Annotated in this window: 9 protein-coding genes; all 9 read right to left on the minus strand. The window is 66.6% G+C overall.

Annotation, left to right across the window (positions count from 1 at the left end; all coding sequences use genetic code 11):
- Nucleotides 1-351, minus strand: a 351-nt coding sequence (locus tag BLV20_RS25900) for a POTRA domain-containing protein (protein ID WP_305883254.1), incomplete at its 3' end; no start/stop codon positions are given.
- Between the two features lie 257 nt (nt 352-608).
- Nucleotides 609-13,280 (minus strand): filamentous haemagglutinin family protein, encoded by a 12,672-nt coding sequence (locus tag BLV20_RS25905; protein ID WP_092305264.1) that lies wholly within the window; start codon nt 13,278-13,280, stop codon nt 609-611.
- A 213-nt stretch (nt 13,281-13,493) separates the two neighbouring features.
- The gene (locus BLV20_RS25910) at nt 13,494-14,660 is read right to left on the minus strand and encodes a substrate-binding domain-containing protein (RefSeq protein WP_092305265.1); all 1,167 of its coding nucleotides are present in this window, start codon (nt 14,658-14,660) and stop codon (nt 13,494-13,496) included.
- Nucleotides 14,661-15,287: 627 nt separating this feature from the next.
- Entirely contained in the window at nt 15,288-16,499 is a 1,212-nt protein-coding gene (gene gspF, locus BLV20_RS25915) for a type II secretion system inner membrane protein GspF (RefSeq protein ID WP_092305266.1), read from the minus strand.
- The gene (gene gspE, locus BLV20_RS25920; RefSeq protein WP_092305267.1) at nt 16,499-17,920 is read right to left on the minus strand and encodes a type II secretion system ATPase GspE; all 1,422 of its coding nucleotides are present in this window, start codon (nt 17,918-17,920) and stop codon (nt 16,499-16,501) included. Before gspE ends, gspF begins: the two co-directional genes overlap by 1 nt.
- 979 nt (nt 17,921-18,899) lie before the next feature.
- Nucleotides 18,900-21,287: a type II secretion system secretin GspD gene (gene gspD / locus BLV20_RS25930; protein ID WP_092305268.1), complete on the minus strand. Its 2,388-nt coding sequence runs from the start codon at nt 21,285-21,287 to the stop codon at nt 18,900-18,902.
- On the minus strand, nt 21,284-21,865 hold the full coding sequence (gspM, locus tag BLV20_RS25935) for a type II secretion system protein GspM (protein ID WP_092305269.1): 582 nt from the start codon (nt 21,863-21,865) through the stop codon (nt 21,284-21,286). The genes gspD and gspM overlap by 4 nt, the downstream gene beginning before the upstream one ends.
- On the minus strand, nt 21,858-23,078 hold the full coding sequence (gspL, locus tag BLV20_RS25940; protein ID WP_092305270.1) for a type II secretion system protein GspL: 1,221 nt from the start codon (nt 23,076-23,078) through the stop codon (nt 21,858-21,860). The genes gspM and gspL overlap by 8 nt, the downstream gene beginning before the upstream one ends.
- Nucleotides 23,075-24,058, minus strand: coding sequence for a type II secretion system minor pseudopilin GspK (gene gspK, locus BLV20_RS25945; RefSeq protein WP_092305271.1), 984 nt, complete (start codon nt 24,056-24,058; stop codon nt 23,075-23,077). Before gspK ends, gspL begins: the two co-directional genes overlap by 4 nt.
- Nucleotides 24,059-24,062 lie beyond the last annotated feature (4 nt).

Here is a 24,062-nt window from a genome sequence, read left to right on the forward strand (position 1 = left end):
GATGACCTTGAGCAGTTCGTTGAGCTGGCTGACGCCCAGGCACTGGCCGATATAGGGCTCCAGCAGGCGCGCCTGTTCGGCGGCGGACAGGCTGTCGGCGCCCTTGAGCTCGATGTCCTTGATCGGGAAACAGCGGGTGTCGGCCGGCGCGGTCGGCGCCGTGGGAGCGGCCTCTTTACCGGGCAGATCCTTGAGCTCTTCCAGGCGCCGGCGCTGCTCTTCGAGCAAGCGGTCCTGGCGTTCGCGGATCAGGTCGGTGTCACCGGGGGTGGGGGCAGCATGAACAAGGTGCAGCGGAGTCAGGCACAGCAAAGCCAGGCACAACCTCCCCGCGAGGGCGGGTGAGTACATGTTCGATCCCTCGAGACAGCTTGATATCAAAATAGTGGCGCGATGTTAATTAGCCATTATTTTGCCGTCAATCACTTGTCGCCCCGGCCGAGACCAGTGCAATCGCTCGAGCTTGGCCAAGGCCGCACATCCCCCTGGGCGTAACCCGCGGGCCAGAGCCATCGCCACTGCCGACGGGGGTGAAAAGGCGTTTTTTTTGCCAGGCAAAAAAAGGGGCGATCGACGATCGCCCCCACCCTTTGTTGCCACGAGAGAACCTATAAGCTCAGCTGCCGCTGCTCCTCGTCGGTCAACTGCTGGCGCGCCTGATCGCTCAGCGGCCCGGCGCCCAGCACCTGCACCGGGCTGTCCGGGTTGTAGCCGGGGTTGGCGCGGCTGGCGCCATCCTGGGTCGGCGCCAGGCGCTCCTGGCCGAAACTCAGCACCTGCACGCTAAACACCGACGGCATGTTCTGCCGCGCCGCCGCCTGCTGCTGGCGCGCCACATCCTCGGCGGCCTGGGTCGCCGAGGACGCGGCCGAGCTGGCCGACGTCAGGGCGCCGGTATTGACCGAGGCCACTACCGGAATCCCCGAGGACTTGCCCTGGGTCTGGATGTTTGCCGCGTTGACCACCTGCAGGGCGAAGATGTTGACGTTGCCCGAGACCCGGATCCCCGCCTCGCCGGCGTCGATGGTGCCCAATGGCGCCAACAGGTCGATATCCCCGGCGGGCACCTCGGCAATCGGCGCCAGGGTGGCGATCCCCGCCCCCGAGCTCGGCACATTCGACGACAGCGTGACGTTGCCCCAGTTGTCGTAGATCCGCTTGGGCGGGGTGTAAATCACCGTGGTCTTGGAGCCGCGCCCGGCGTTGATATCGCCAGCGTTCGACCAGCCGAGGATCGACCCGCCAAAGGTGGTCATGACCCGGCTCTGCCCCAGCAGGATGCTGCCTTGCGAATACAACTGGATATCGCCGGCGCCCTGGGTGATGACCCCGGCGGTGGCCGGCGGCGCCTCGCCTTCGATGCCGAATACCTGCTGCCCGCCCGGGGTGAGCATCTGGATATCGCCGCCAAACAGCGTATGTACGCCTGCGCCGCCATACATCGTGATGTCGCCGTCGTAAACGATCGGATTGCCCGCCACATCGGTGGCTGGCAGCAAGGAAGCGATCGCGCTGCGACTGCGCAGGAAGCTGCCGAAACGCGGGCCGTTGGCATCGTTGTATTCACGGCCGCCCTCACGCAGTTCCTCGAAGTACACGCGACGGGCGAAGACCCGCTGCTGCTCCGCCGGCAAGCTGGCAAAGTAGCCCCGCGCCTCGTCGCCGGAACCCTCGAAGGCAAAGCGCTCCTTGAGCCACTGCAACAATTGCGCTTCATAGCTCTTGGCGACTTTGCCCCGTTGCTCGGCCAGCGGCACGCCGGCCTGAGCCTGGTTGATCGGGTCCAGGTACGGCGTGACGAACTTCAGGTAATCCAGGCCCGCGGCCCCGACCCCGGCCTGCATGACGATGCTGGCGCCAGGCCGCGAGTCGCCGGCCACCACCGGACCGAGACTGCTCACCGAGGCCTTGTCCTGCATCAGGATATTGCGTCCGGCGCTGATCTCCAGCGTGCCGGGGCCGGCGACGTTGAAGGAGCTGAACAGCAGGTCGCGTCCGGCGGAAACGATGGAGATATCGTTGGGGTTGTTATGGACAAACAGGTTGCCGCTGCTGGTGCCAGCACCGGAATAGTCCCCTAGGGAACTGGCGATGATGCTAGGGATCCCTGTCCCCTCGCCCAGCGCCGTGCCCGAGTTGACGATATCGCGACCGGCTTTCATCCACACGGGACCCGCAGCTTCGTACCAAGTCTGGCCCAGTCGCGAACCGCTGGTGAAACTCAGTATCTCGCCACCGCGCAAACCAACAATATCGCCCTGAGCCGCATACAGCCGTGATGACTGGATGGCGCTGTAGGCACTGGCAGTATTGGCGCCGAAGGCAAACAGCGACAGCTCGCTGATCGTAGGTGCAATGGCGTCGCTGCTGAGGTTGCTCACTATGAGACTCCGAGCAGCGTCCCAACCAGCAAAAGCAGGTCTGAACGGTGTCGGCAAGGTATCCAGGTCTGCGCCCGAGCGGTTGACCGAGTAGCCACCGGCATAAATCGAATCGCCGGCCAACAGATCCAGCCGACCATTATGCGAAGGCGCCAACAGCAAGGAGTAGTTGGGAGCGCTTGGGGTGCTCGCGCCCAGTGCCGACGAGCCGAGGAAAATGCTGCCGCTGGCGGCCACTGTGGTCAACTGTGACGGAAAGATAAAACGGCCGTCGGTAGTGGAGTAGTTCTGCCCAGGCACTGGAACAGAAGTCGAACGTAGGGCCCCCGTTTGCACGCTCGGGGTCAGATTGCCACCCGCTGAAAACAGATTGATCGCAGTACGATCGGTCCACAGCGAGAACCAGCCATAACCACCAGCCCCGTAAGTCGTTCCCTGATAGGTAAAGGCCGAGGAGTTCTCGCTGGCCACCCGCCCCGGATCGCCGGTGCCCGCCAGCACCAGATCGCCCCGGGTCGTCAGGTTTGCCGCGGTGTCGCCCAGCATCAGGGTCATGCCGCCTGTGGCGGTGCCCAGGCTGGCCTGGAACGGGTCATAGGCCCGCGTTTCACGGGCATCGTTCTCAAGCGGCAGGCTGCCATACCGCAGAGCGATACCACCAAGCTGACCGGTCTGCATGTTGAGGGCGCCACGCAGGTTGCTCAGGACGCCGTTGAGGTTGAGACTCTGCTGGGTGTAGTCAACGGATTCGACACTGTCGCTGTTGTTTCTGATCGACGCCCGTGCCGCCAGCCCCGGGTTGAGGTCACCGCCAACCCGCAGATCGAGGTCGCCGCCACCGGTCAGGATCAGTTGGCCGTCAGCCCCCACCCTCCCGGTACTGGCCACCGCCAGCGCCAAGCCCTGGCTACGCGGCGACGACTGACCGTCGGCGCTGCCGCGACGGGCGAGCATGCCCGCATCGCCCCCGACATCCACGGTCAGGTTGCCACCCCCCAGGGTACCGATACCAGTAAACCCCATCAGGACCGGCATCTTCCCGATTGATTCGCTCTCGGGATTGATCGCGTTGACCGTGCCCTTGGCCGGCACATAGGTGCCGTAGTTGATCCACCAACTGGTTGGAATCGGCGTCATCCCCTGAGTATCACCGCTACCCTGGCGCCACAGCCAGTTGGCCAGGTTGGCGCTGGGCCGCTGCACACGGGCATTTTCGTTACGCGGGAGGCTGTAGTCGCTGATAATGTCGCCAGTCAGGGTCCCCCCCATGCGCAGCAGCAGATTACCACCCTGATCCGGATACCAGGCCGCATACGGGCTGCCCGAGTCCTCGCTGACCAGGCCCTCATAGGTCGCGGCGCCACTGCCCAGAACACTGCCATCGGCAATGCGGCTGCGCGGCTGATCGAAGCCCGGCGCCCCGGTACCGGCCCGCGACGCGCTGGAAGCGCCGGCGGTATACAGGCCATACAGCGACTGCATGGCCACATTGCCCGCGGCCAACAGATCCAGATCCCCGGTACCGGTGCGCAGTACGCTGAAGTTCTGGGTGACTGGTACCACCTTGTTCACCGGACCGACGATGACCTGCTCCGGCGTGCCGGGAATGGCCTCGCCCAGCGAGACACACAATCCGTCCGAACACCAGGACTCATACTCCGCCGTCACCGGCGTACCCTCGATAAAGCTCGGGTCGATCAACACCCCGAGATCGCTCCAGACGTAGTTGAAGCGATTGCACAGGCCATCGACACACCAGCTTTCATCGGCTGGAGAAACCCGCGTGCCTTCAATGAAGCTCGGGTCGATCAACACCCCCAAGTCGCTCCAGAACCATGCGCCGCCCGGACGTTCCGGAGTCCCCGGGATAATGATGGTCTCGTGCCCCTCGAAGACCGCGTAATGGGTATCGGCCAAGGTCAGGTCGCCAGCCATCACCGGTTTGAGCGCCCGGGTGTCGGCCGCCTGGGTATCGGCCCCCGACACCAGGCGCATCGACCAGGACAACGAGCCTTCCGGCAACAACGGAGCGACGGCCCAGTTGCTGCCCTGGCGGCCACCGGTCACTGTGCGCAGGGGCACCGAAATCACCCCGGACGGCAACTTGATATCGGTTTCCGACGGGATCAACGCGCCCACCTTGAGCACCAGCGAGCCGGCCAGTTGCACGCCGTCCGGGTCGTTCGGGCCAAAGCTGTCGCGGCTCGGCAGCGGCACCCCGGCCGGCCAGGTCATGGCGCCCAGCGAAGCTGCCACGGGCAGCCGTGTGCCGGCGTCCAGGGTCATGCCGCTGGCCAGGGTCACGGCCTCGCGGATCAGGGTGCCGGCGGCATACACCTGGTTGCCGGCACTGTCGCGCACCGCTGCTTGCAGCACGGTGCCGGCCGGCAATTCCAGCGCTGCCTGCAGGGTCGCCTCGACCGGCAGCAAGGTGCCCTGCGCCAGGCGTACCGGCTTGATCGGCAACGCGTAGTTGAGGGTCTTGCCGGGCGGGAACAGGCTGCCGTCGGCCAGCGTCACCCCCGGCCCCGGCACCACTACGTCGCCGCCAAAGGCCTGGCGACCGGGGGTCAAGATCCAGCCGGCATCGTCCGGGGTCGGCGGCGGCGGTGCGAAACCGTCGTTGATGCTGCCGTAGATATCCAGGTTGCCACCGGCGCGAATCACCAGGTTGCCCGGTTCGCCGGAGCCATACACCGCGGTTTTCTGCGCATGGGGGTTGACGCTGGTATAGCGATAACCGGAAAGATCCAGGTCACCGCTGATCACCAGATCGCCCTGGGTGACGATCTCCAGCCCCGGGCGCAGGTGGAAGGCGTCGGCATAGCTGGCGTTGTTCAAGCCGGCCAGCTTGCCGTTCATCAGGCCAGCATTGCCCAAGGCATTGTCGATAAAGCGCTGGCTGTCCTGATGCTTGGCGTCCAGGTAGGCCTGATCGATCACCTGGTACGGCCGACCGCTGGCGGCCGGCGCTGTGCCCTCGGGGGCATCGGTGTAACGGGCGGTACCGTTTACCGCGATGGAACGGGCCCCCAGGATGTTCAGCCGGCCACTGGCGTCGATGGCGATATCGCCCAGGGTCGGGTCGCTGGCATCCAGGCGCGGGGCATTGAGCTCCAGCGTCCCGCGGGCTTGGCCGTCGTACTGGCCGGGCGCCGTACCGGCAGCGACCGAGGTGCCATGGCGCAGGTCGATGCGTGCGCCGTCGGCCAGGGTCAATTGGCCCTGACCAGAGTTGAGTTCGACCAACGCGCGGTTCGGCGAATCGATGATCTTGCCGTAGCTGTCGACCCGCAGGGCCGTGCCGTGGACATCGAGCACCGAGCTGCCGGCCAGGGTCAGGCCCTGGCTGGCAGCCAGGCGGATGCTGCCGACCCGCTCGCCACTGGCGTCGATGCTGCCCAGCACCGTCAACTGGCCGTTGTCCACGGACACGTTGACTTCGCCGGCCTTGAGTTCGTTGCCGATGCTCAGGTCGCCGCGCTTGATCTGGAAGCTGCGGGCGCCGAACACCTGGCCCTGGTTGAGGCGCTGGTTGAGCGCGGCGAAATCCCCCAGGGTCTGCGCGCGGATATCGACGCTGCCAGCCTTGTAGGGCACCAGGGTGCCACCGGCGTCGTAATGCCCCGAGCTAGCACCGAGCAGTTGGCCTTGCAGGTCCACCTGACCGCCACCCTCGCCCACCGCCAGCACTTTCAGATTGCCGCCGTGGTTGTTCTCTGCCGACAGGTCGATCCGCGATCCCGCCGCCTGGCGGATATCGCCCTCGCGGCTTTGCAGGATCACATCGCCGCCCCAGCTGTATTGGCTGACTTCGTTGAAGGTGACCTGACGCCCGGCCAGGTCCAGCTGCGCGCTGTCGGTCAGGTTCAAGGCATGCTCGGCATTGACCGTCAGCTTGCCGCTAGGCAGGACCACGGCGCTGTCCAGTTCGACGTTGTTACCGGCCAGCAACACTTCAGCACCAAGGCTGTCGATGGCCGGCAAGGCCGCCTGCTGGCCCGGCGCGCGGCTCAACCGCAGGTCGCCCCCCGCCGTGAGGCGGTTGACCGAACCGGCCTCGCCGGTGAGCAACGGTGTGCTGATATTCAGGTTGCCGCCACTGTAGGTGAAGCCCTTGCCGGCTTCATAGGCACCCTGGGACTGATACACCGCCAGGCTGCCCTTATGGTTGGCGGTCAGGCGTTCGCTGGCGCTGAGGTTGACGTTGGCAAAGCCCAGGGCCAGGCGCGCGTAGTCGGCCAAAGGATCGGGCTGAGTGTTGGGGCCATAGCCGAATTCGATGCGCCGGGCCTGGATCTCCAGGGTGCCGCTGCCGGTGCCGGCACCGTTGGCGATCACCGCGGCGGGCGTACCGGCGGCGCCGTTCCAGATCAGGTTGCCGGTCTGGATCAGCGCCACATCGCCGGCCGCGCCGGCGCCGTAGATCGCCGGGGTGCTGAGCATCAGGTTGTCGAGCATCGACTGGCCGTTGCCGTCCAGGGTGCTCAGGGTGGTGCTGCCGTAGAAATTCAATGACTGGCCGGCGGTCAACGACAGGGTTTCCAGGGCCGGCGCCCCACTGGCGATATCGCCGCGCAGCAAGCGGTTCATCACGTCCTGGTTGAGGGTCAACCCCGACGGCAGTGCATTGCGCGCCTGGGCGGCGGCCAACGCCTCTGGACTGCCGACATTGATCCCACCGACCGCCAGCGCCAGGTGACGGGTACCGTAACGCACCGCGTCGCCCAGCCTGAAGGTGTTGGTGGTGGCGAAGGCAATGGTGCCTTGGGAGTACAGCGTGGTTTCGCCCTGGCAGGCAGCCTGTGCACAGTCCCCGATCAAGATACTGCCAGGCCCCCGGGAAATATCGCCCTCGGTCGGCGCGAGCATTTGCAGCACACCGTTGGAAACCGCCAGCACGCTGCGCACTCCGGGTTGGTAGATAAAACCGTCGGTGGAGTCATAGGCAGCGTCGCCACGTCCCAGGGTGTTGATCGAGGCGCCCTGCTCGATCCGGATCGCGCCATTGGGCCGACCGGAAACGAGGAACACTTCAGGGGCCGACAAGGTCACGCCCTGGCGCAACGTCACCGACTCGGCGACACCATTCGTGTCGAAGCCAACAAAATTGCCACCCTGGCCGTACACCACGGTCGGTGCTCCGCCAATGCTCATGCGGGCCGTGCCAATGGCGTTCAGGTCATCGGCATGGAACGCCACCCCGTTGCCGCTGGCAGTGGCCCCGGCCGGCAGAATCTCGATGGCGCTGCCGCTGGACATCACCTCCAGGCTCGCGCCAAAACCACCTTCGGCCACCGCCGAACGTGCTACCCCGGCGAACTCGAAGCCGCTGGGAGAACCGCTCTGGCCGGCGATCAGGCTGACCCGCAAGGTTTTGCCATCGGCCTCCAATGCTGCGCGAGGCACGCCCTGGCGCGCGGCATCGCTGCGCACGAAATCGGCATACCGGGTTTCGTTGTATTGCGAGTAACTGCGCAGCACCGCGGCCGGGGTCAGGATCACCTGGCGGCTCAAGGCATCCTGAATCCCGGTCTGGGCGATGGACAGCCGGCCTGCGCTGGACCAGGAACCGTTGCTCATGGCCGCGCTGCCGCTGACAGCGCCAGCCCCGAACGGCGCGATCCGGCCATTGACCTCGACCCGGAACGCTCCCGGCAGCAAGGCATAGGTCGAAGGCAGCAAGGTGTAGGTGCCCGCCGGCAAGCCGGGGACGCCCGCGTCGATGCTGATCTGCTGGCCCACCAAGGGCGTTGTCGCCCCCGCCTCGCCGCCGCTGGGCGCGACACTGGCCTGGACCCCGGGCACGATGGCGTACACCGGGTTAGTGTCCAGCCCCGGCAAGGTAAAGCGGCCATCGGCGCCGAACTGCACCAAGGGGTTATAGCGCGCATCGGTCGAACCACCGCGCCCGGAAACGAATGCCGCGCCCAGCAACTGGCCACCCCCGGAGAGGTCCAGTACCGCGCCCTGCTGCACCTCGATCGACTGGCCCAACAGCTGCGCGCCCACTACCAGGTTAGCGTTAGAGCTGGTGCCGCCCACGCCCAGCAAGTCCACTTGTTTACCGTCGAAGCGCCAGGTCACGCCGTCCACCGTGCCGCCATAGGGCAAGGTCAGGCCCGCGGCGCTGACCGACGTCAAGCTGCCCGGCAGCAGGCTGAGTTGTTTGGTGTAGCGCAATATCCCCTCCTGGGTGCCCAGGGAAATATTGCCCAGGGGCGACCGCAGCACCCCGCCCTGCTCGATGACCGCCGCGCCGAGGGTCAGTTTGCCGAACACCGAATAGGGTTGCGCCGGATCGGCGTTGCCGGTGCGACCAATGCTCAGGGTGCGGTCAGGATCGTAGTCCAGGTCAATGCCTCGATAACCCGCGAGCACCTGGGCCACCGCGCCGGTGGCCGGGTAGATCTGCGCCGCCGCCAGGCGCAGGTCGGCCTGGGTGCTCAGGTTGGTGTTGCGCGTATTGACGGTGCTGGCCAGGAAGCGCAGGTCGCCCTGGCTGATCAGTTGCGTGTCATCGAAGGCACCGCGGTCTATGGCCTGGCTCAGGCCGCTGGCGGTGGTGCCATGGGCACCGATACTCACGCCATCGCGGATGTCCAGTACGTTACCCGCCGTGACCAACAGGCTGCCCGTCGAAGCCTGGGTCGAAACCCCACCCTGCACCGTAGGGCGCATCGAGCGATCAGGTGCATCCACCGCGCCGACACCCGCCAGGCGTACATAAGGCGCGGCCAGTTGCACCCGCGAACCGGTCGCGGCGCCATCGTTCAACGCCAGGGCACCGGCATACAACTGCAGGCTCTGGCCCAGGGACAGCGACAGCGCGCCGTCGAAACTGATCAGGCCATTGCTGAGCAGCGACAGGTTATCGAAACCGCCCACCTGGACCTTGTCCAGCCCCAGCCGGGCATGACCATAGGTAAGGGCGCCTTGCGCGGCTTCGGGACCGGCGCCGCTGAGCAGCAAGCTGTCGGCGCTGGTCTGGCCCACCACCATCTCCCGCGCCTGGCGCACCCGCTGCGACGCATTGGTGCGGTAGAGCGGTGTCTCCAGCGCCACATTCAGTGAGCCGCCCGCCGCGCCGCTGCCACCAGCGTGGGCGCTGAAACTGCCGTCCAGGTACAAACCGTTGTTCGACGCCAGGGAAATACTGCCGCCGCCGCTGGCAATCGCCACCGGCCCTTGACCCGCCACATCGACCATAGCCTGGGCGCCGGAAGCCTCCAGGCGCGCGCCTTCACGCACCACCACAAATTGATTGGCCGCGCTGGCGATACCGGTCTGCGGGTCGATTTGCCCGCCGATCACGATGCTGCCACCCGCGTCCACCTTCCCGTAGCGACGCCGCAGGGCATCGGTCGCAGTAGCCGCCCGCGCGGCGACATCGAGCACCGCCTGTTCCCCCACCCAGATCGAACGGCCATGACCGGCGCTCTCGACGGCTTCGGCCACATCCGGCGCCACCTGGATACCGCTCAAGGTGATGGTGCCGCCCCAGGCATTCAATGCACCGTCCACGGTCAACTGACCGATGCTGCCCAGGGCGATCGACTGGCCCGGATCGACGCTGATGGCTGCGCCCTTGCCGACCACCAGCTGGGTGCTGGCCATGTCCGCCGCGCTCGAACGCGCGGTGCCGGCCCGCAGGCTGATGCTCGCGCCCTGGCGCTGGCCGAGTACGGCCTTGATCGGGTCTTCCTGGTACAGCTCCGGCAGCCATCGCTCCAGCGCAGAGGCCGGATCCGCTCCAGTCGTCGTGCTCCTGGCCCGATCGCCCAACAGATAAACCGGTTGGGTCACCTCGACCTGTGCCCCGTCGGCCACCTTCAGACCCTGATTGCCGGTGATGTCATATGCGGCGAAGCCTTTGTCGAAGAACTGCGGGGCCAGCACCAGGGTGTCGGCAGCAGTGTCGGCGGCGCGCTCACCAATCAGCACCTTGCCGCTCTGCAGGCTCAAGGTGCCGCCACCGTCCACGCCATAGCCGCGCAATTCACCGTCCAAAGTGAGCGTACCGATAGCCGCCGCGCTGTTGGCATTGGCCGCCAGGGTGACATTGCCGCCCTTGCCGGCGCGGGTCTTGCCGTCGCTCATCAGCGCCGCGCCCGACGACACGTCGATCAGGCTGCCGCTCTCCAGTGCGACATCGGCGCTGCTGCGCAGCGAGATGCTGCCGCCATCGAGGTAAGGCAAGCGACTGCCATCGGCGGGGTCCAGCAACAGGTTGCTCCACAGGCCGCTGGCGTCCAGCCGGACGCCACTGCCAACCGTCAGCGTCGCACGCTTGCCTCCCGTCGCCGCCAGGGTGGTGTCGAGCTTGCCGTTGCTGGTGATCTGCTGCAGCACATTGCCCAGGGCGAGACTGCCGCCATGGGCTGTCAGGTCGGCATCAACCTGCACCTGTGGGCCATACAGGGTGATATCACCGCCGGGGCTGACCTGCAGCGCACCGTCAACCAGAATGCTGCCGGTGGCGGCGACCTTGATGCTGCTGAGCTGGAAGCCGTTGAGTTGGTTGGCGTCGAGCAGCAAAGTGCCCTTGCGCTCGTCGGGCAGGACGGTGTCCAGGTCCAGGCCATCGGCGATCGCCGCGGCCTGCCCCAGCACCACTTGCTTGACGGTATTGGCATCGGCACTCAGGGCGTACTGCAGGCTGGCGCTGTCCTTGACGTAGTAAGGCATATAAGCCCCGACCACCAGTTGCCCGCCCCGGGCCACGGCATTCTGCCCCTGCTGGTAGCCGTCGAGGCCGGCACGCGGGGCCTGGGTCTGGCGGTCGCCCTGGAAGGTGTCGGCGACAATCTGCCCTTCGAGCACCGCATTCCGGGTACTGACCTGCAGGCGCCCGGCATCGCGGCCGACGCTGTAGCCCTGTTCGAAACGCTCGCGCGGGGCAATCAACGGGTTGTAGTGATAAGCCGTCTGGTCCCAGCGCACGCTGTGCTCTTCGAAGCCTTTGTAGAGCCCGCTGTAAAGAATGTCGCCGGGGGCCTTGGATAGCTCGAACAACCGGCCATCGGCGGCCCGCAACCAAGTCTGCCGGATCATCCCGTCCTGCACGTCCAGGGTGCCGCCGGAAAGATTGATCTGCGAGCCCTGGCGGGTCACCACCTCGTTGCCGCCCAGAAGTACGCTGCCGCCCTGGGCCATCCATTCGCCGACGTTGTGCGGCTGGGTGCCCAGGTAACCGCCCACCTCGAGCAAGCCGCCGGCGGTGTACCAGCGATCCGTGGCATAGCCGTTGGTCCCCGCCGGCACCAGCACCAGCTCGCGGGTGTCGACCCAGACATCGTTGCTGTTGAGGTTCTTGCTGTCGCGGTTGACCGAGGCGTCGCGCTGCTCGTTGCCCTGGATATTGACCTTGACGCTGTTGGACTCCATCGCCACCTTGACGCCCACCGCCCCCGACACATCGATCACCGCACCGTCGCGCACCAGGCTGCGCTGCCCGGCATTCACCGCGACCTGGCCACCGGTGGCCAAGGTGATCGAGCCACCCTGGAAGTCCACGCTGCCACCGCTAACGATCTCCACCAGCGACTGGTCGCGGCGGTAGGTATCGGCCGGCGTCGCATTGCCCGCCTGGTTCAAGGCGGGCGTCAGCAACCCATCCCGCTGGCTGTCCAGGGCGGTGCCGCTGTCGATGAGGATGGCGCTGGTACTGCCCTCGCCCAGGGTGACCTGGGCATCGCTGCCCCGGGCATTGAGGTGCAAGGTGCCACGGGCGTCCACCGAGGTGCTGCTCAGGACCAGGCCCTTTTGCAGTACTTGCTGGGCGCTGAGGGTAATGTCGCCGGTGGCCGCCTGGATCGAGCCATGGTTGCTGGCCTTGCCGCTGCCAGCAACGAACACCTCGTTGCCGCGGGTGGTCGAGGTCGGGTTGCCGTCGGTGCTGTAGCCTTTCTTGATCACAAAGCTGTCGCCGGCGGCCAGCACGGCTTGGCCCCGCGGGGTAGTGATGCTGCCCGCGTTATCCACTTCCTTGCCCAGCAACAACACGTAACCGCCGCTGGAGGTGGAAGAACCTGGCGTGTGGGTCTGGAGCAATGCGCCCTGCTCCACCAACACCTTGCCAGCGGCGTCGCTGAACGTCGGCGCGCTGTCGCTGGCGCTGAACAGCCCACGGTTGTTGAACTGCTCGTCGCTGATGGTGGTGGCCGCGGCCACCAGGTTGCGCACGTTGACCTGGCTGCTGCCGCTGAATACCACGCCGTTGCGGTTGAGGATCATCACCGTGCCGTCGGCCTTGAGCGCGCCCAGGATGTGGCTCGGCGAAGTGCTGTTGTCGACGCGGTTGAGCGCGGCCCAATCGGCGTGCTGCTGGAACTCGACCGTGGTGTCACGGCCGATGTTGAAGGTTTCCCAATTGAGAATCGCCTTGTCGGCGGTCTGCTTGATCGACACCAGCGCCTTGCCGTTGGCATCGGTCTGCACCGGCCCCTCGGCGTTGACGAACAGCGGCTTGCCGTCGGCCCCCAGCAACACATTCAGGCCATTGCCCCCCAGGCCGTTGTGCACGGTCTGCGGGCCGTTCAGCGCCGCGGCGCGCCCGGCGGCCTGCGCAGCCTGCTGGGCGGCGATGGCGGCCACGGTGTTGTTGAGGTTGCTCATCGAGCGTTGCAGCTGATTGTTGACCCGCTGCTGTTGCGCCAGGGGCGGCGGCGTCCCGGCCGGCTGCGCCACCGATGGACGCCCGGCACCGGCGCCCGGATTCGCGCCCATGGCGCCGAACCAGCCCGAACTGAAGGCCTGGGGCTGCGCCGCCTGGGCCGTGCCGGCAAGCATCAGCAGGGCCATGGCCTGCGCCAGAGGCTTGAGCCGCAGCACCGGCTGTCCATGGGCGGCAGAGGCGTTGATGAGTCGGGAAACAGGCAGATTCGGCTCAGAGCGCATCACTTGCAGATCCTTTTTACGGTTCGGGCGAATGGCGGGTGCAACGGTCGCCGCAACAACACTCGCGGGGTTACTGCTAAGGCGGTTATGGGCCGGCGCGACCGAACTCTTGTCATGCAAAGTTCATCTGCGCGACAACAGCCGGAAACGAGAAAGCCGGCAATGACCTGGGCCATTGCCGGCGGTTACGCGGACCCTGCCGATGGCGAGGTATCAGGAAGGACGGCCAATGCCGTTGCAGACGTTGGTGTTGCCGACGCGCAGGGCGCTGGTGCTGTTGTAGAAGGTGCTGTGTACCGCGGCCTGCCAGGTAGCCGACAGCGGGATGAAGGAATGGCTCGACACCGCGCCGTTGTTGACACCGGTGTAGTGGGCATTGAGGAAGTTGCGGATGCGCAGGTTGTCACCGGCGTCCTTGTAGCACTGGCTGAAGATCAGGTTGGTGTAGCCAACGATCGGGTAGCCGGTGCTTGGGTTGACGAAGGTTGGTACCCAATCCAGCGGGTTGGCCGGGTTCTTGCCGCTGGCCGGGTTGGTCGGTGGCAGCGCGGTGTCCAGGGTGATCTGCACGTTGACTTGAGTCGGCAGGAAACCGTTGACGGTGGCGACCTTGGCCGCGTTGTTGAATTCGGCGAAGTCAGGGCTGACGTAGCCGATGGCGCCGTTGGTGCTGGCCACGGTGGAAGCGATCGCGCCGCTACCGGAAACGCCGATGTAGGTCGAGCCGGCTGGAGCGTTGGTGGCCGGGTTGAAGCCCACGGCAGTGGTGAAGTTGTTGCTGGCGCCAGGCACCGAAGTAGGCTTCACGGCCTTCAGGTGAGTGGTGAAGATCTCGGTGGTACCGCTGCCGTCGGTGCGATAGACGACCTTGATCGGCAGGTTTGGACCGGCAACGCCGGAGAAGACGATTTGATTCCAGTTGGTAATCTTGCCCGAGAAGATATCGGCCAGTTGAGCACTGGTGAGGTTCAGCGAGGTTTGGCCAGCAATGTTGTAAGGCACAGTCACCGAAGTGGCTTCGGCCGGGATCTGGATCAAAGGACCGAAAGTGGCACGGCCTTTGTCGGCGCTGGCGTTGTAGGCGTTAAGTTCAGTCAGGCTGACGATCGAATCGCTACCGGCGTAGTCAACGTTGATGCCAGCAGCCAGGTTGAACTTGGTGGAGTCGTTGTTGAAGAAAGCCTGCTTGCCTGCACCGCTGCCCACGCCGATGTAAGGGTTAAAGCCAGGAGTCGAGGAAGCCAGGATGCCGGTACCGGCGGTGGTGCCGTACAGGTTTTGCGGCAGAGTGGCACCGCCACCCACAACAGCCGCCATCGATTGGGCGGAAGCCAGGGCCGCTACGGCCAGGGAAGCTGCGATCAAAGTGCGCTTAAACATGAAGAATCTCCTTTCGTCGTGTGTATACGGAGGTCAATGGTTCTTGCATGACGCCATGGCGCTCAGATCCTCTGCCCTGCTCCGTGAGCGTTGTGCGGGGTGAGGCCATGGGAAGAAGTTCGCAGTTTCCGGTGACAGATAAAGGAAAAAACCTCGGGAGAAAGCGCTTGATTTTCAAAAACTTTCTCGGGTGTTCGCAGGCTCTGGCGCGGGCTTTCCAGCGCAGGTGACAGCGAGGTTGCAGCGGGCTTTTTGCCGGTTCCGGCTGGGTGCGGCGCGGGCCCTGGGCCGGGGGCGATGGGGGTGGTCGTGCATGACAGAACGAGGAACCCGAGTTCGGCGGATCCGGCGCTCGGGTGGCGTGGCGTGACCGAGAAAAACGTTGAGGCGCCTATGCCGTTAATCCTGGCAAACCACGTGCTCAGGTTTGGCGAGGACTGCGTCCCCGAGCGCAGCCTCGCTACGCTTGGCAGCGGCTACAGGTATTTGCGGGCGCCGGTCGATGATAGAAAAATCCACGCTCCGCGGGAGCGAGGCTTGCCCGCGATCCAGGCGACGCGACTCGTCTGACCCGACGCCATCGCGAGCAAGCTTCGCTCCTACAGAAGTCCGCGAATCCATGCACCTTTATTGCACCAACTGGTTGATCTCGATGATCGGCAGCAGCACCGCCATGACGATCACCAGCACCACCCCGCCCATGACCACGATCATCAGTGGTTCGAGCAAGGCGGTCATGCCCATGGCGCGGCGTTCGATGTCGCGGGACAGGGTTTGCGCGGCGCGTTCGAGCATCGGTGGCAGAGCACCGGTTTTTTCGCCGCTGGCGATCAGGTGGATCAGCACCGGCGGGAAGACTTTTTCCACCCGCAGCGCGGCGGCCAGGTTGACGCCTTCGCGGACCTTGGCGGTGGCGTCGCTGACGCTCTGGCTCAGGCGGTCGTTGGACAAAGTTTGGCGCGCCGCTTCCAGGGCGCGCAGCAGCGGCACCCCGGCTCCGCCGAGGATCGCCAGGGTCGAGGCGAAGCGCGCGGTGTTCAGGCCCAGCACGAAACGCCCGATCAGCGGCAGGCGCAGCACCCGGCTGTGCCAGTTCAAGCGGGCCTGGGGGTTGCGCAGGTACAGGCGCCAGCCCCAGAAGCCGCCGGCCAGCACACCGAAACACAGCCAGCCCCAGGCGCGGATGAAATCGCTGGCGTTGAGCATCGCCAGGGTCAGCCCCGGCAGGTCCTGGCGCGCCTGGGAAAAGGCGCTGACCACCTGCGGCACCACGTAGCTGAGCAGGAAGATCACGATGCCCACCGAGACCAGCCCGACCACGCCGGGGTAGATAAAGGCGGTGAGAATCTTGCCGCGCAAATTGTTGCGTTCCTCGATGTAGTCGGCCAGGCGCTCCATGACCTGGGCCAGGTCGCCCGACTCTTCGCCGGCGGCGATCAGCGCCCGGTAGATGTCCGGAAAGTCCCGTGGCCGCGCCGCCAGGGCTTCGGCCAGGCGCATGCCACTACGCACATCGGCGCGCACCGCGCTCAAGGTCTGGGCGATGTGCTTTTTTTCCGCCTGTTCGACCGTGGCGCTCAGCGCCGCCTCCAAAGGCAGGCTGGCGCCCAGCAGGCTGGCCAATTGGCGCGTGGCCCAGGCCAGGTCGTTGTCCGACAGCTTGGCGCTGAACAGGCTGCCGCCACCGGCCTTGGGCGCACTGCTCTCGACCTGCACCAGCAAGGCCGTCAGCCCACGACTGCGCAGCACGCCGAAAGCGGCGCTCTGGCTGTCGGCTTCCAGGTGGCCGGACTCGATCTTGCCGAGGGCGTCGGCGGCTTCGTAGCGGTAGCGATTCATCAGGCGTCCCGGGTTACGCGCAGGATTTCTTCAGGGGCGGTGGCGCCGCTGCGCACCCAGCGCTCGCCGTCCTCGCGCATGCTCAACATCCCGGCGCGCCGTGCGGCGGCCCGCAGCGCCTGCTCGTCGGCGCCCTGGTGGATCAGGCTGCGAATGTCGTCGTCGATGCAGAACAGCTCGTGGATGCCGGTGCGTCCGCTGTAGCCGACCTGGTTGCAGGCCGGGCAGCCCACCGGGCGCCAGGTGCCGGGGGCGGTCGGGTCGGGTTCCTTGCAGTGCGGGCACAGCCGTCGCACCAGGCGCTGGGCCAGCACCCCGAGCATCGACGAGGCCAGCAGGAACGGCTCGACGCCCATGTCGATCAGGCGGTTGACCGCCGACACCGCATCGTTGGTGTGCAGGGTCGCCAGCACCAGGTGCCCAGTGAGCGACGCCTGCACGGCGATCTGCGCGGTTTCCAGGTCGCGGATCTCGCCGATCATGATGATGTCCGGGTCCTGGCGCAGGATCGCGCGCAAGGCCAGGGCGAAGGTCATGTCGATCTTGGCGTTGACCTGGATCTGGCTGATGCCCGGCAGGTCGTACTCCACCGGGTCTTCGACAGTGAGGATATTGCTGGTGCTGGCATCCAGCCGCGCCAGGGCGGCGTAGAGGCTGGTGGTCTTGCCGCTGCCGGTGGGGCCGGTGACCAGCACGATGCCGTGGGGCTGGCGGATCAGGTGGTCGAGCTTGCCCAGCAGCTGTGTGTCCATGCCTAAGGTTTCCAGTTGCAGGCGTCCGGCTTGTTTGTCCAGCAGACGCATCACCACCCGTTCGCCGTGGCCGGTGGGCACCGTGGACACGCGGATATCGATGGGCCGCCCGGCCACGCGCAAGGCGATGCGGCCGTCCTGGGGCAGGCGTTTTTCCGCGATGTCGAGCTGGGCCATGATCTTGATCCGCGACACCAGCGCGCCATGCAGCGCCTTGCGCGGCGAAACCACGTCACGCAGCGTGCCGTCGACCCGGTAGCGCACCACCGAATGGCTTTCAAACGGCTCGATATGGATATCGCTGGCCTCGTCCCGCGCGGCCTGGGTCAGCAAGGCGTTGATCATGCGGATCACCGGCGCGCCGTCCTGGGTGTCCAGCAAGTCGGTGATTTCCGGAATGTCCTGCATCAGGCGGTCGAGGTCGACCTCGTTCTCGGCGGCGCCGACCACCGCGGCGGCGCTGCCGGTGTCGGAATAGGCGCTGGCCAGCAGGCCGTCGAGTTCCTCGTCGCGCACCCGCTCCAGCAGCGCCGGGCCGAACTGGCGGCGAACTTCGCTGATCGACCAGCCGGGAGTCGAAGGGCACACCACCAGCACCGGCCCCTGCTCGCCATGGCGCAGGAGGATGCGCTGGGATTTGGCCCAGGCGTAAGGGAGTTGGGGGTTCATGGGAGTAACTCCGGGGGTTGGCTGTGTACAGATCCGGTGCTGCGGTCATGGCCACCTAGGGTTTCGCCCTTATGGCGAGTCACTTTGAAACCCGGAGTGCCGGCCAACCCAAAGTAACCAAAGGCTCTTAGGCCTCCCGACGGGGCAAGAAAATCAAAAACAACGCGAGGCGACCTGCCGGTCGGCCTGGATTCAACGGTGTCCCCTGTAGCCGCTGCCGCAGGCTGCGATCGGGCGCGCAGCGCACGCCAGGCCGGGCGGCGCGGTGTATCAGGCGGATCGAGGTGGATGGTTTTGCGTCTGCTTCGCAGCCGATCGCAGCCTGCGGCAGCGGCTACAAGAGGCGCATAGACCGCGCTTGGCTTTTGATCCGTCCACCCTTTTCCCTGAGGCCAAACGCAGGCGTTATGCAGGAAAGTACCCGGCACTAACACCGCAACCCCTGTAGCCGCTGCCGCAGGCTGCGATCGGGCGCGCAGCGCACGCCAGGCCGGGCGGCGCGGTGTATCAGGCGGATCGAGGTGGATGATTTTGCGTCTGCTTCGCAGCCGATCGCAGCCTGCGGCAGCGGCTACACAAGGCGCGTACAACGCGCTTGGCTTTTGATCTTGCCTTTGATCCACCCGCCCCTTTCCCAGAGGCCGAACGCAGGCGTTGCGCAGGGGGTAGCGCGGCAGGGATGCCGCGCTAGCCGCCCCAGGCCATGGATGGCCTGTGGCGGCGGGCCCCCGGAGCAATGCCGGAGTGAGGGCATGCCGAGCCCTAGCGAGGCACCGAATGGAGGGGCAAGCGTTTTTGCTTACTTTTTTGGCGTTTGAAAAAAGTGAGTCGCCGTAAGGGCGAAACCGCCAGCAGCCGTGACCGCAGTACCGGATATGTACCCCGCCCCCGCCGTAAGGGCAGAACCCTAAGCCGCCGTTACCGCAGCAACGGATATGTACCCCGTCAGACACCCGGCGCATAACCACAACAAACGAACTCATTGCACCGGCACCGCTTTGATCCTCACCCTCGGCGCTGGCGCCGACACCGGCACCGCCCCCGGCACGCCCTGCTCCGCCGTCGGCAATTGCGGCGCCTGCATGTCCGGCATGGCCCAGCTGCGCTCCGGTTGCAGACCGCCCTGGGCGCGGCGCATGAAGTCGTAGCGGTTGAGAGTGATGCTGCGCCCCGCGGCGCTGTCGCGAATGATGTAGGGGCGCAGGAACACCATCAGGTTGGTCTTGGTGGTCGAGCGGCCTTCGCTGCGAAACAGCGCGCCGATCCCCGGGATGGTCGACAGCCACGGCACCGCGTTGTTGCTCTGGCTATAGCCATCCTGCAGCAGGCCGCCCAGGACCATGATCTGCCCGTCGTCGAGCAGGATGCTGGTGTCGATCGCGCGCTTGTTGGTCACGGTGCCGGCCTCCACCGAGGCCCGCTGGTCGACGCTGCTGACCTCCTGGTAGATGTCGAGCTTGACCGTGCCGCCTTCGGAAATCTGTGGCCGCACATTGAGCTTCAGGCCCACCTCTTCGCGCTGCACGGTCTGGAACGGGTTGTTGCTGGTGCCGCCACCGCCGGTGACGTAGCTACCGGTGACGAAGGGAATGGTCTGACCGACGAAGATGCTCGCCGCCTCGTTGTCCAGGGTCAGCAGGTTGGGGGTCGACAGCACGTTGGTCCCGCCTTTGCTTCTCAGGGCCCGGGCCAGCACCTTGAGGTCGAGGACCTTGCCGATCCCGGGGATGTCCACGGTGCCGTTGACCAGGCCGATATTCAGGCCCGGCGGCAGCACGTCGAGGCTGGTCTTGCCGTTGAGGTTCAGGCCGCTGCCGCCCAGGTTGGCGCCGCCGATAACGCCGCTGCCACCCAGGTCGCCGGTCTGCCATTGCACGCCGAACTCGGCGGTATCGTCCTCGCCGACTTCGACGATCAGGCTTTCGATCACCACCTGGGCGCGGCGCTGGTCGAGCATGTCGATGACTTCGCGCAGGTTGCGGTACAGCGGCTCCGGCGCGGAAATCAGCAAGGTGTTGGTCGTGGCATCGGCCTGGATGGTCACGCCGCCAGCACTGAAGGCGGTGTTCTGGTCGGAGGTCTGGGTGCCGCCCTGGCTGCTGCTGGAACTGCCGCCCTGGGCATAACCGCTGCCGGAACTGCTGCCGCTGCTGAGGCTGGAGCTGCCACTGGTGGAACCGCTGCTACCGCTCTGGCCGCTGCTGGAACTGCTGCCCTGGCTCATGCCGCCCATGCTGCCGAGCATGGCCCGCGCGTTGTCGCCGCTGCCGCTGTCGCTTTCGCCGGTAAGCAGCCCGCGCAAGGCCTGGGCCAGTTTGCCGGCCTGGGCGTTGCGCAGGTACACCACGTGCAGGTTGCTCGGGTTGCTCTGGGCGTTGTCCAGCTTGTAGATCAGGTTGCGCGCCAGCTCGGTGCGCTCGGGGCTGCCGGTGCGGATGATGATCGAGTTGGAACGCGGGTCGCCGACCACGCTGACTTTCTGGGTCGCATCGGCGCCCTGGGTTTCCAGCAGCTCGGCGACCATGCCGGCGATGTCCACGGCGATGCCGTTCTGCACCGGCACCACGTCGGTGTCCAGGGCGCTGGGGATGTCGATGCCTTCGATGATCTGCGCCACCCGGGTGAGGTTCTCGGCATAGTCGGTGATGACGATGCTGTTGTTGCCCGGGTAGGCGTTGATCGGGTTGTTCGGCGAAACGATCGGCCGCAGCACCGGGATCAGGTTCACCGCGTTTTCGTATTGCAGGCGGAAGGTGCGGGTCAGCATGCCGTTGGCCGACGGCTTGCCGGCGTTATAGATCGGCCCGCCGAGCAATTTGGCGTCGGCCTCCGGCACCACCTGGGCCACGCCACCGACGTCCACCACGCTGAAACCCTGCATGCGCAGGGCCGCCAGCAGCATGTCGTAGGCTTGGTGGGCCGGCACTTCGCCTTCGCTGACCAGGGTCAGGTTGCCCTTGACGCGCGGGTCCACCAGGAACTGCTGGCCGGTGGAGCGCGCCAGGGCCCGGACCACCGCCTGGATATCGACGTCGACGAAATTCAGCCGCACCGGCTGGTCGCCCAGCGGGTTGCGCACCACCGTGCCGCTGGCGGCAGGCGCCGCCGGGGCGCGTCCGGTACGGCTGATCGGATGCTGGAACCTGGGGCGCTGGCCCTGTTGCGCCTGGGCGCTCTCCCGCTCGGCCACCACGTCGCCGCCGCTGCGATTGGTCTCGGCCAGCGGCCGCCCCAACTCGCTGTCCACCAGCAACGGCGGCTGCTCCGCCGACGGCGTGTTGCTGCACGCCGCCAGCGCCAGGGCCAGCGGCCACAGCAACAGCAGCGCCCTGTGCGACGGGCATGCATAGAAACCTGAGCACTTCATGAAGCTTCCTTAGCGCCAAGCGCCTGATCCATGCGAACGGTTCCGGACAGTTTGCCTGCCGTGCCATCGATATCGGCCGGCCCCGCGCGTTGCAGGCGGGCCTCCACCACTTCCAGGGAAAACTGCCGGGGGTTGCCCAGCAGCCAACCGACCACGGCGTCCGCCGGGGCCTCTTGAAAACTCAGGTGCCAGGCCTGGGCCTCGCCTTCGCCGGCCGCCTGCAGTTGATACAGCCCCTGCAGGCCGGCGGCATCCAGGGTCTGGCGCAAGGACTGCTCCAGGCTCTGCCCCGCCTCGCCGCCACGGGGCCCGCCGGCCTGGTGCAGCAGCATCTCCAGCGCCTCGGACTGCGAGCGCAGCCTGGGCGTCTCGGCCTGCCAGTAATCGATCTTGTTCAGCGCCGGCGCGATCAGCACCAGCCACACCAACAGGCCGCCCAGCACCGCCGCCGCGCCGGCCAGCAGGCGCTTTTCACGCAGGGCCAGGCCATTCCAGTACAGCCGCGCCTGGGCCGCCTGATGCTGCCAGCGCTGCCGGTAGTGGCTGCTGAGTCTGAGACTGCGGCTCAGCTTATTCATCTTCGTCTTCCTCACTGTCGTCGGCTTCCATCGGCACCGCGCCGGACGTCGTGCCGGATGCCGCGCGCAGGGTCCAGCCGTGGTCGCCGGCGCTGGCCTGCAGCCCGGCCTGGCTCAACAGGCCCTGCCAGCCGCTGTCCGGCGCGGGCACCCGGGTGTCGCTGAGCAGGCTCAGTTGCAATTCGCCGTTCCGGTAGTCCAGTTGCTCGACCCCGCCGATCACGAAGGGCATGGCGTTGCCGGCTTGCTGCAGCAGGCTGTTGAAGCTGTATGGGTCTTCACCATTGGCACCGCTCTGGCGCGCCGCCAGTTGCTGGCGCGCCTGTTGCAGCGGGTTGAGGATCACCGGCAGCTCCGGGAAGACCTGTTGCACCCGCTGGCTCATCTGCGCCTTGAGCTGCTGGCCCTGGGCCGCCTGGCGCGCGGCGTAAAGGTTCAGGCCCAGGGTCCAGACCAGCAGCGCCGCCGTGCATAGCGCCGCGGCCCGGCCCCAGCCTTGTTGGCCAGCGGTGTTGCGCTGCACGCCGCCGTGCAGGCCCCAGTCAGGGGCTTGGCCAGTCCAGCGGCAGCTGTCCGGCAGTTGTTCCAAAGCCGCTGCCGGGGCCGCCTCGCCCACCCATTGCAGCCCGGCGCCGTTGGCCAGCAGGGCCTGCAAGGCATCGTCGGGCAAGGGCTGCACGCTGCCCTGTCGCGGGCCGTGGCGCAGCAGCAGGTGCTGTTCCAGCAGGCAGGCCGTCAACTGGCCCGCCGCCGGCACCGGCAAGGCATAGGGCGCCGGGTACAGGCCGCGCAGTTTCAGGCCGGCCTGCTCCAGCACCTGGCCGAGCCGCGCCAGTGCCTCGCGCGGCAGCCAGCTGATGTGCACCTGGCCGTCGCTGTCGCGCGGGCTGTGGGCCACATAGGTGTTTTCGCTCTGGCCGAGAATCAGCGCCTGGGCGGCACAGGCCACCGCCGCGCTGACCTTGGCCGGCGCCAGGGCCGGCAGTTCGATGCTTGCCAGCAGGCTGTCCTCGGGGTGCAGGAAACATTCCAGGGCCGGCGCCCTGGGCGACTGCCCCAGCTGCATCAGGCTGGCTTCGCCGGTTTCCTTGACCTGGTCCTCGTTGATCGGGCCGGTCTTGACGGCGGCCTGGCGCTCGAGCCGGGCAAAGCTCACCCGGCTGTCGGCCGTCAGCGTATGCAAGGGCGGCAGGCTGACACGCAAGCGGCTCATACACCCACCCGCGACCAGATCACCCGGGGCATGTTGTCTTCGCTGCGGTGCAGCAAGGCCAGCAGCCTGACCCGGCGTCGTTCGCCGCGGGCCTGGCCTTGCAGGCGGAACCATTCGCTGGTGATGCCGACCCGCACCGCATCCGCCGGCACGCTGGGCATGCGCAGGCGATTGATGAAGTCGCCCTGATTGATGAACCACTGGCCGCTGTCGCGTTCGGCGATCAGCGCCTTGGCCCGTGGCAGCGCCAGCCCCGGCACGCTCGCGGCCAGCACTTCGGCGCTGGCGGTATTGCCGTTGAGCCAGGTGTTGGCCGGCAAGATTGTGACGAAGGGCTCCAGGCGCGCCAGCAGTTGTTCATCGACGCCCTTCATCCCCAGCAGGTCGTCGAGGCTGCGCAGCATCGGCTGCTTGGCCGGCAGCGGTTTAGCCGCAGCCGCCGGCGAAGTGTCGCGACCGCTGTGGAAACCGCCATTGAGCGGCGCCGCCGAGCCTTGCGGGCTCAACTGCCGTGGGTAGGACGCGATCACCCGCTGACTGATGCGCTGGCCCAGGGTCGCGCTGACCCCGAGCAGCTCGCACAGGCGCTGGAAATTCTCTATCTGCAACGGGTCGAGGCGGTCGTTGGCCAGCAGGTTACGCAGGTTGAACTTGCCCTGCTCGTCCTCCAGCCGGCCTTCGAACGGCCCCGTGCCCGGGCCCAGGGCCGCCAGTTGGATCGGCCGCGCCCAGGGCTGGTCGAGCCGGGTCAGCACGTCGCGCTGGCGATCCTCCCACAGGCGCTGGCGGCTGACATCCAGGCCACCCAGCAGCTGCCAGCTGCCCTGGACCCGCAGTTGCTCGCTTTCCAGGCCGCGGGTGAACAGGGTCTGGCGGGTCAGCATGCCGCCGGCGATCACCGCCACCACGGCGGCGATCAACAAGGCGCTGATAATGGCCATGCCACGCTGTTTCGCCACTGTCGGCGAACGGGCTGTCATGGTG

The organism is Pseudomonas sp. NFIX28 (assembly GCF_900107395.1).
In the GTDB taxonomy this organism is placed as follows: Bacteria; Pseudomonadota; Gammaproteobacteria; order Pseudomonadales; family Pseudomonadaceae; genus Aquipseudomonas.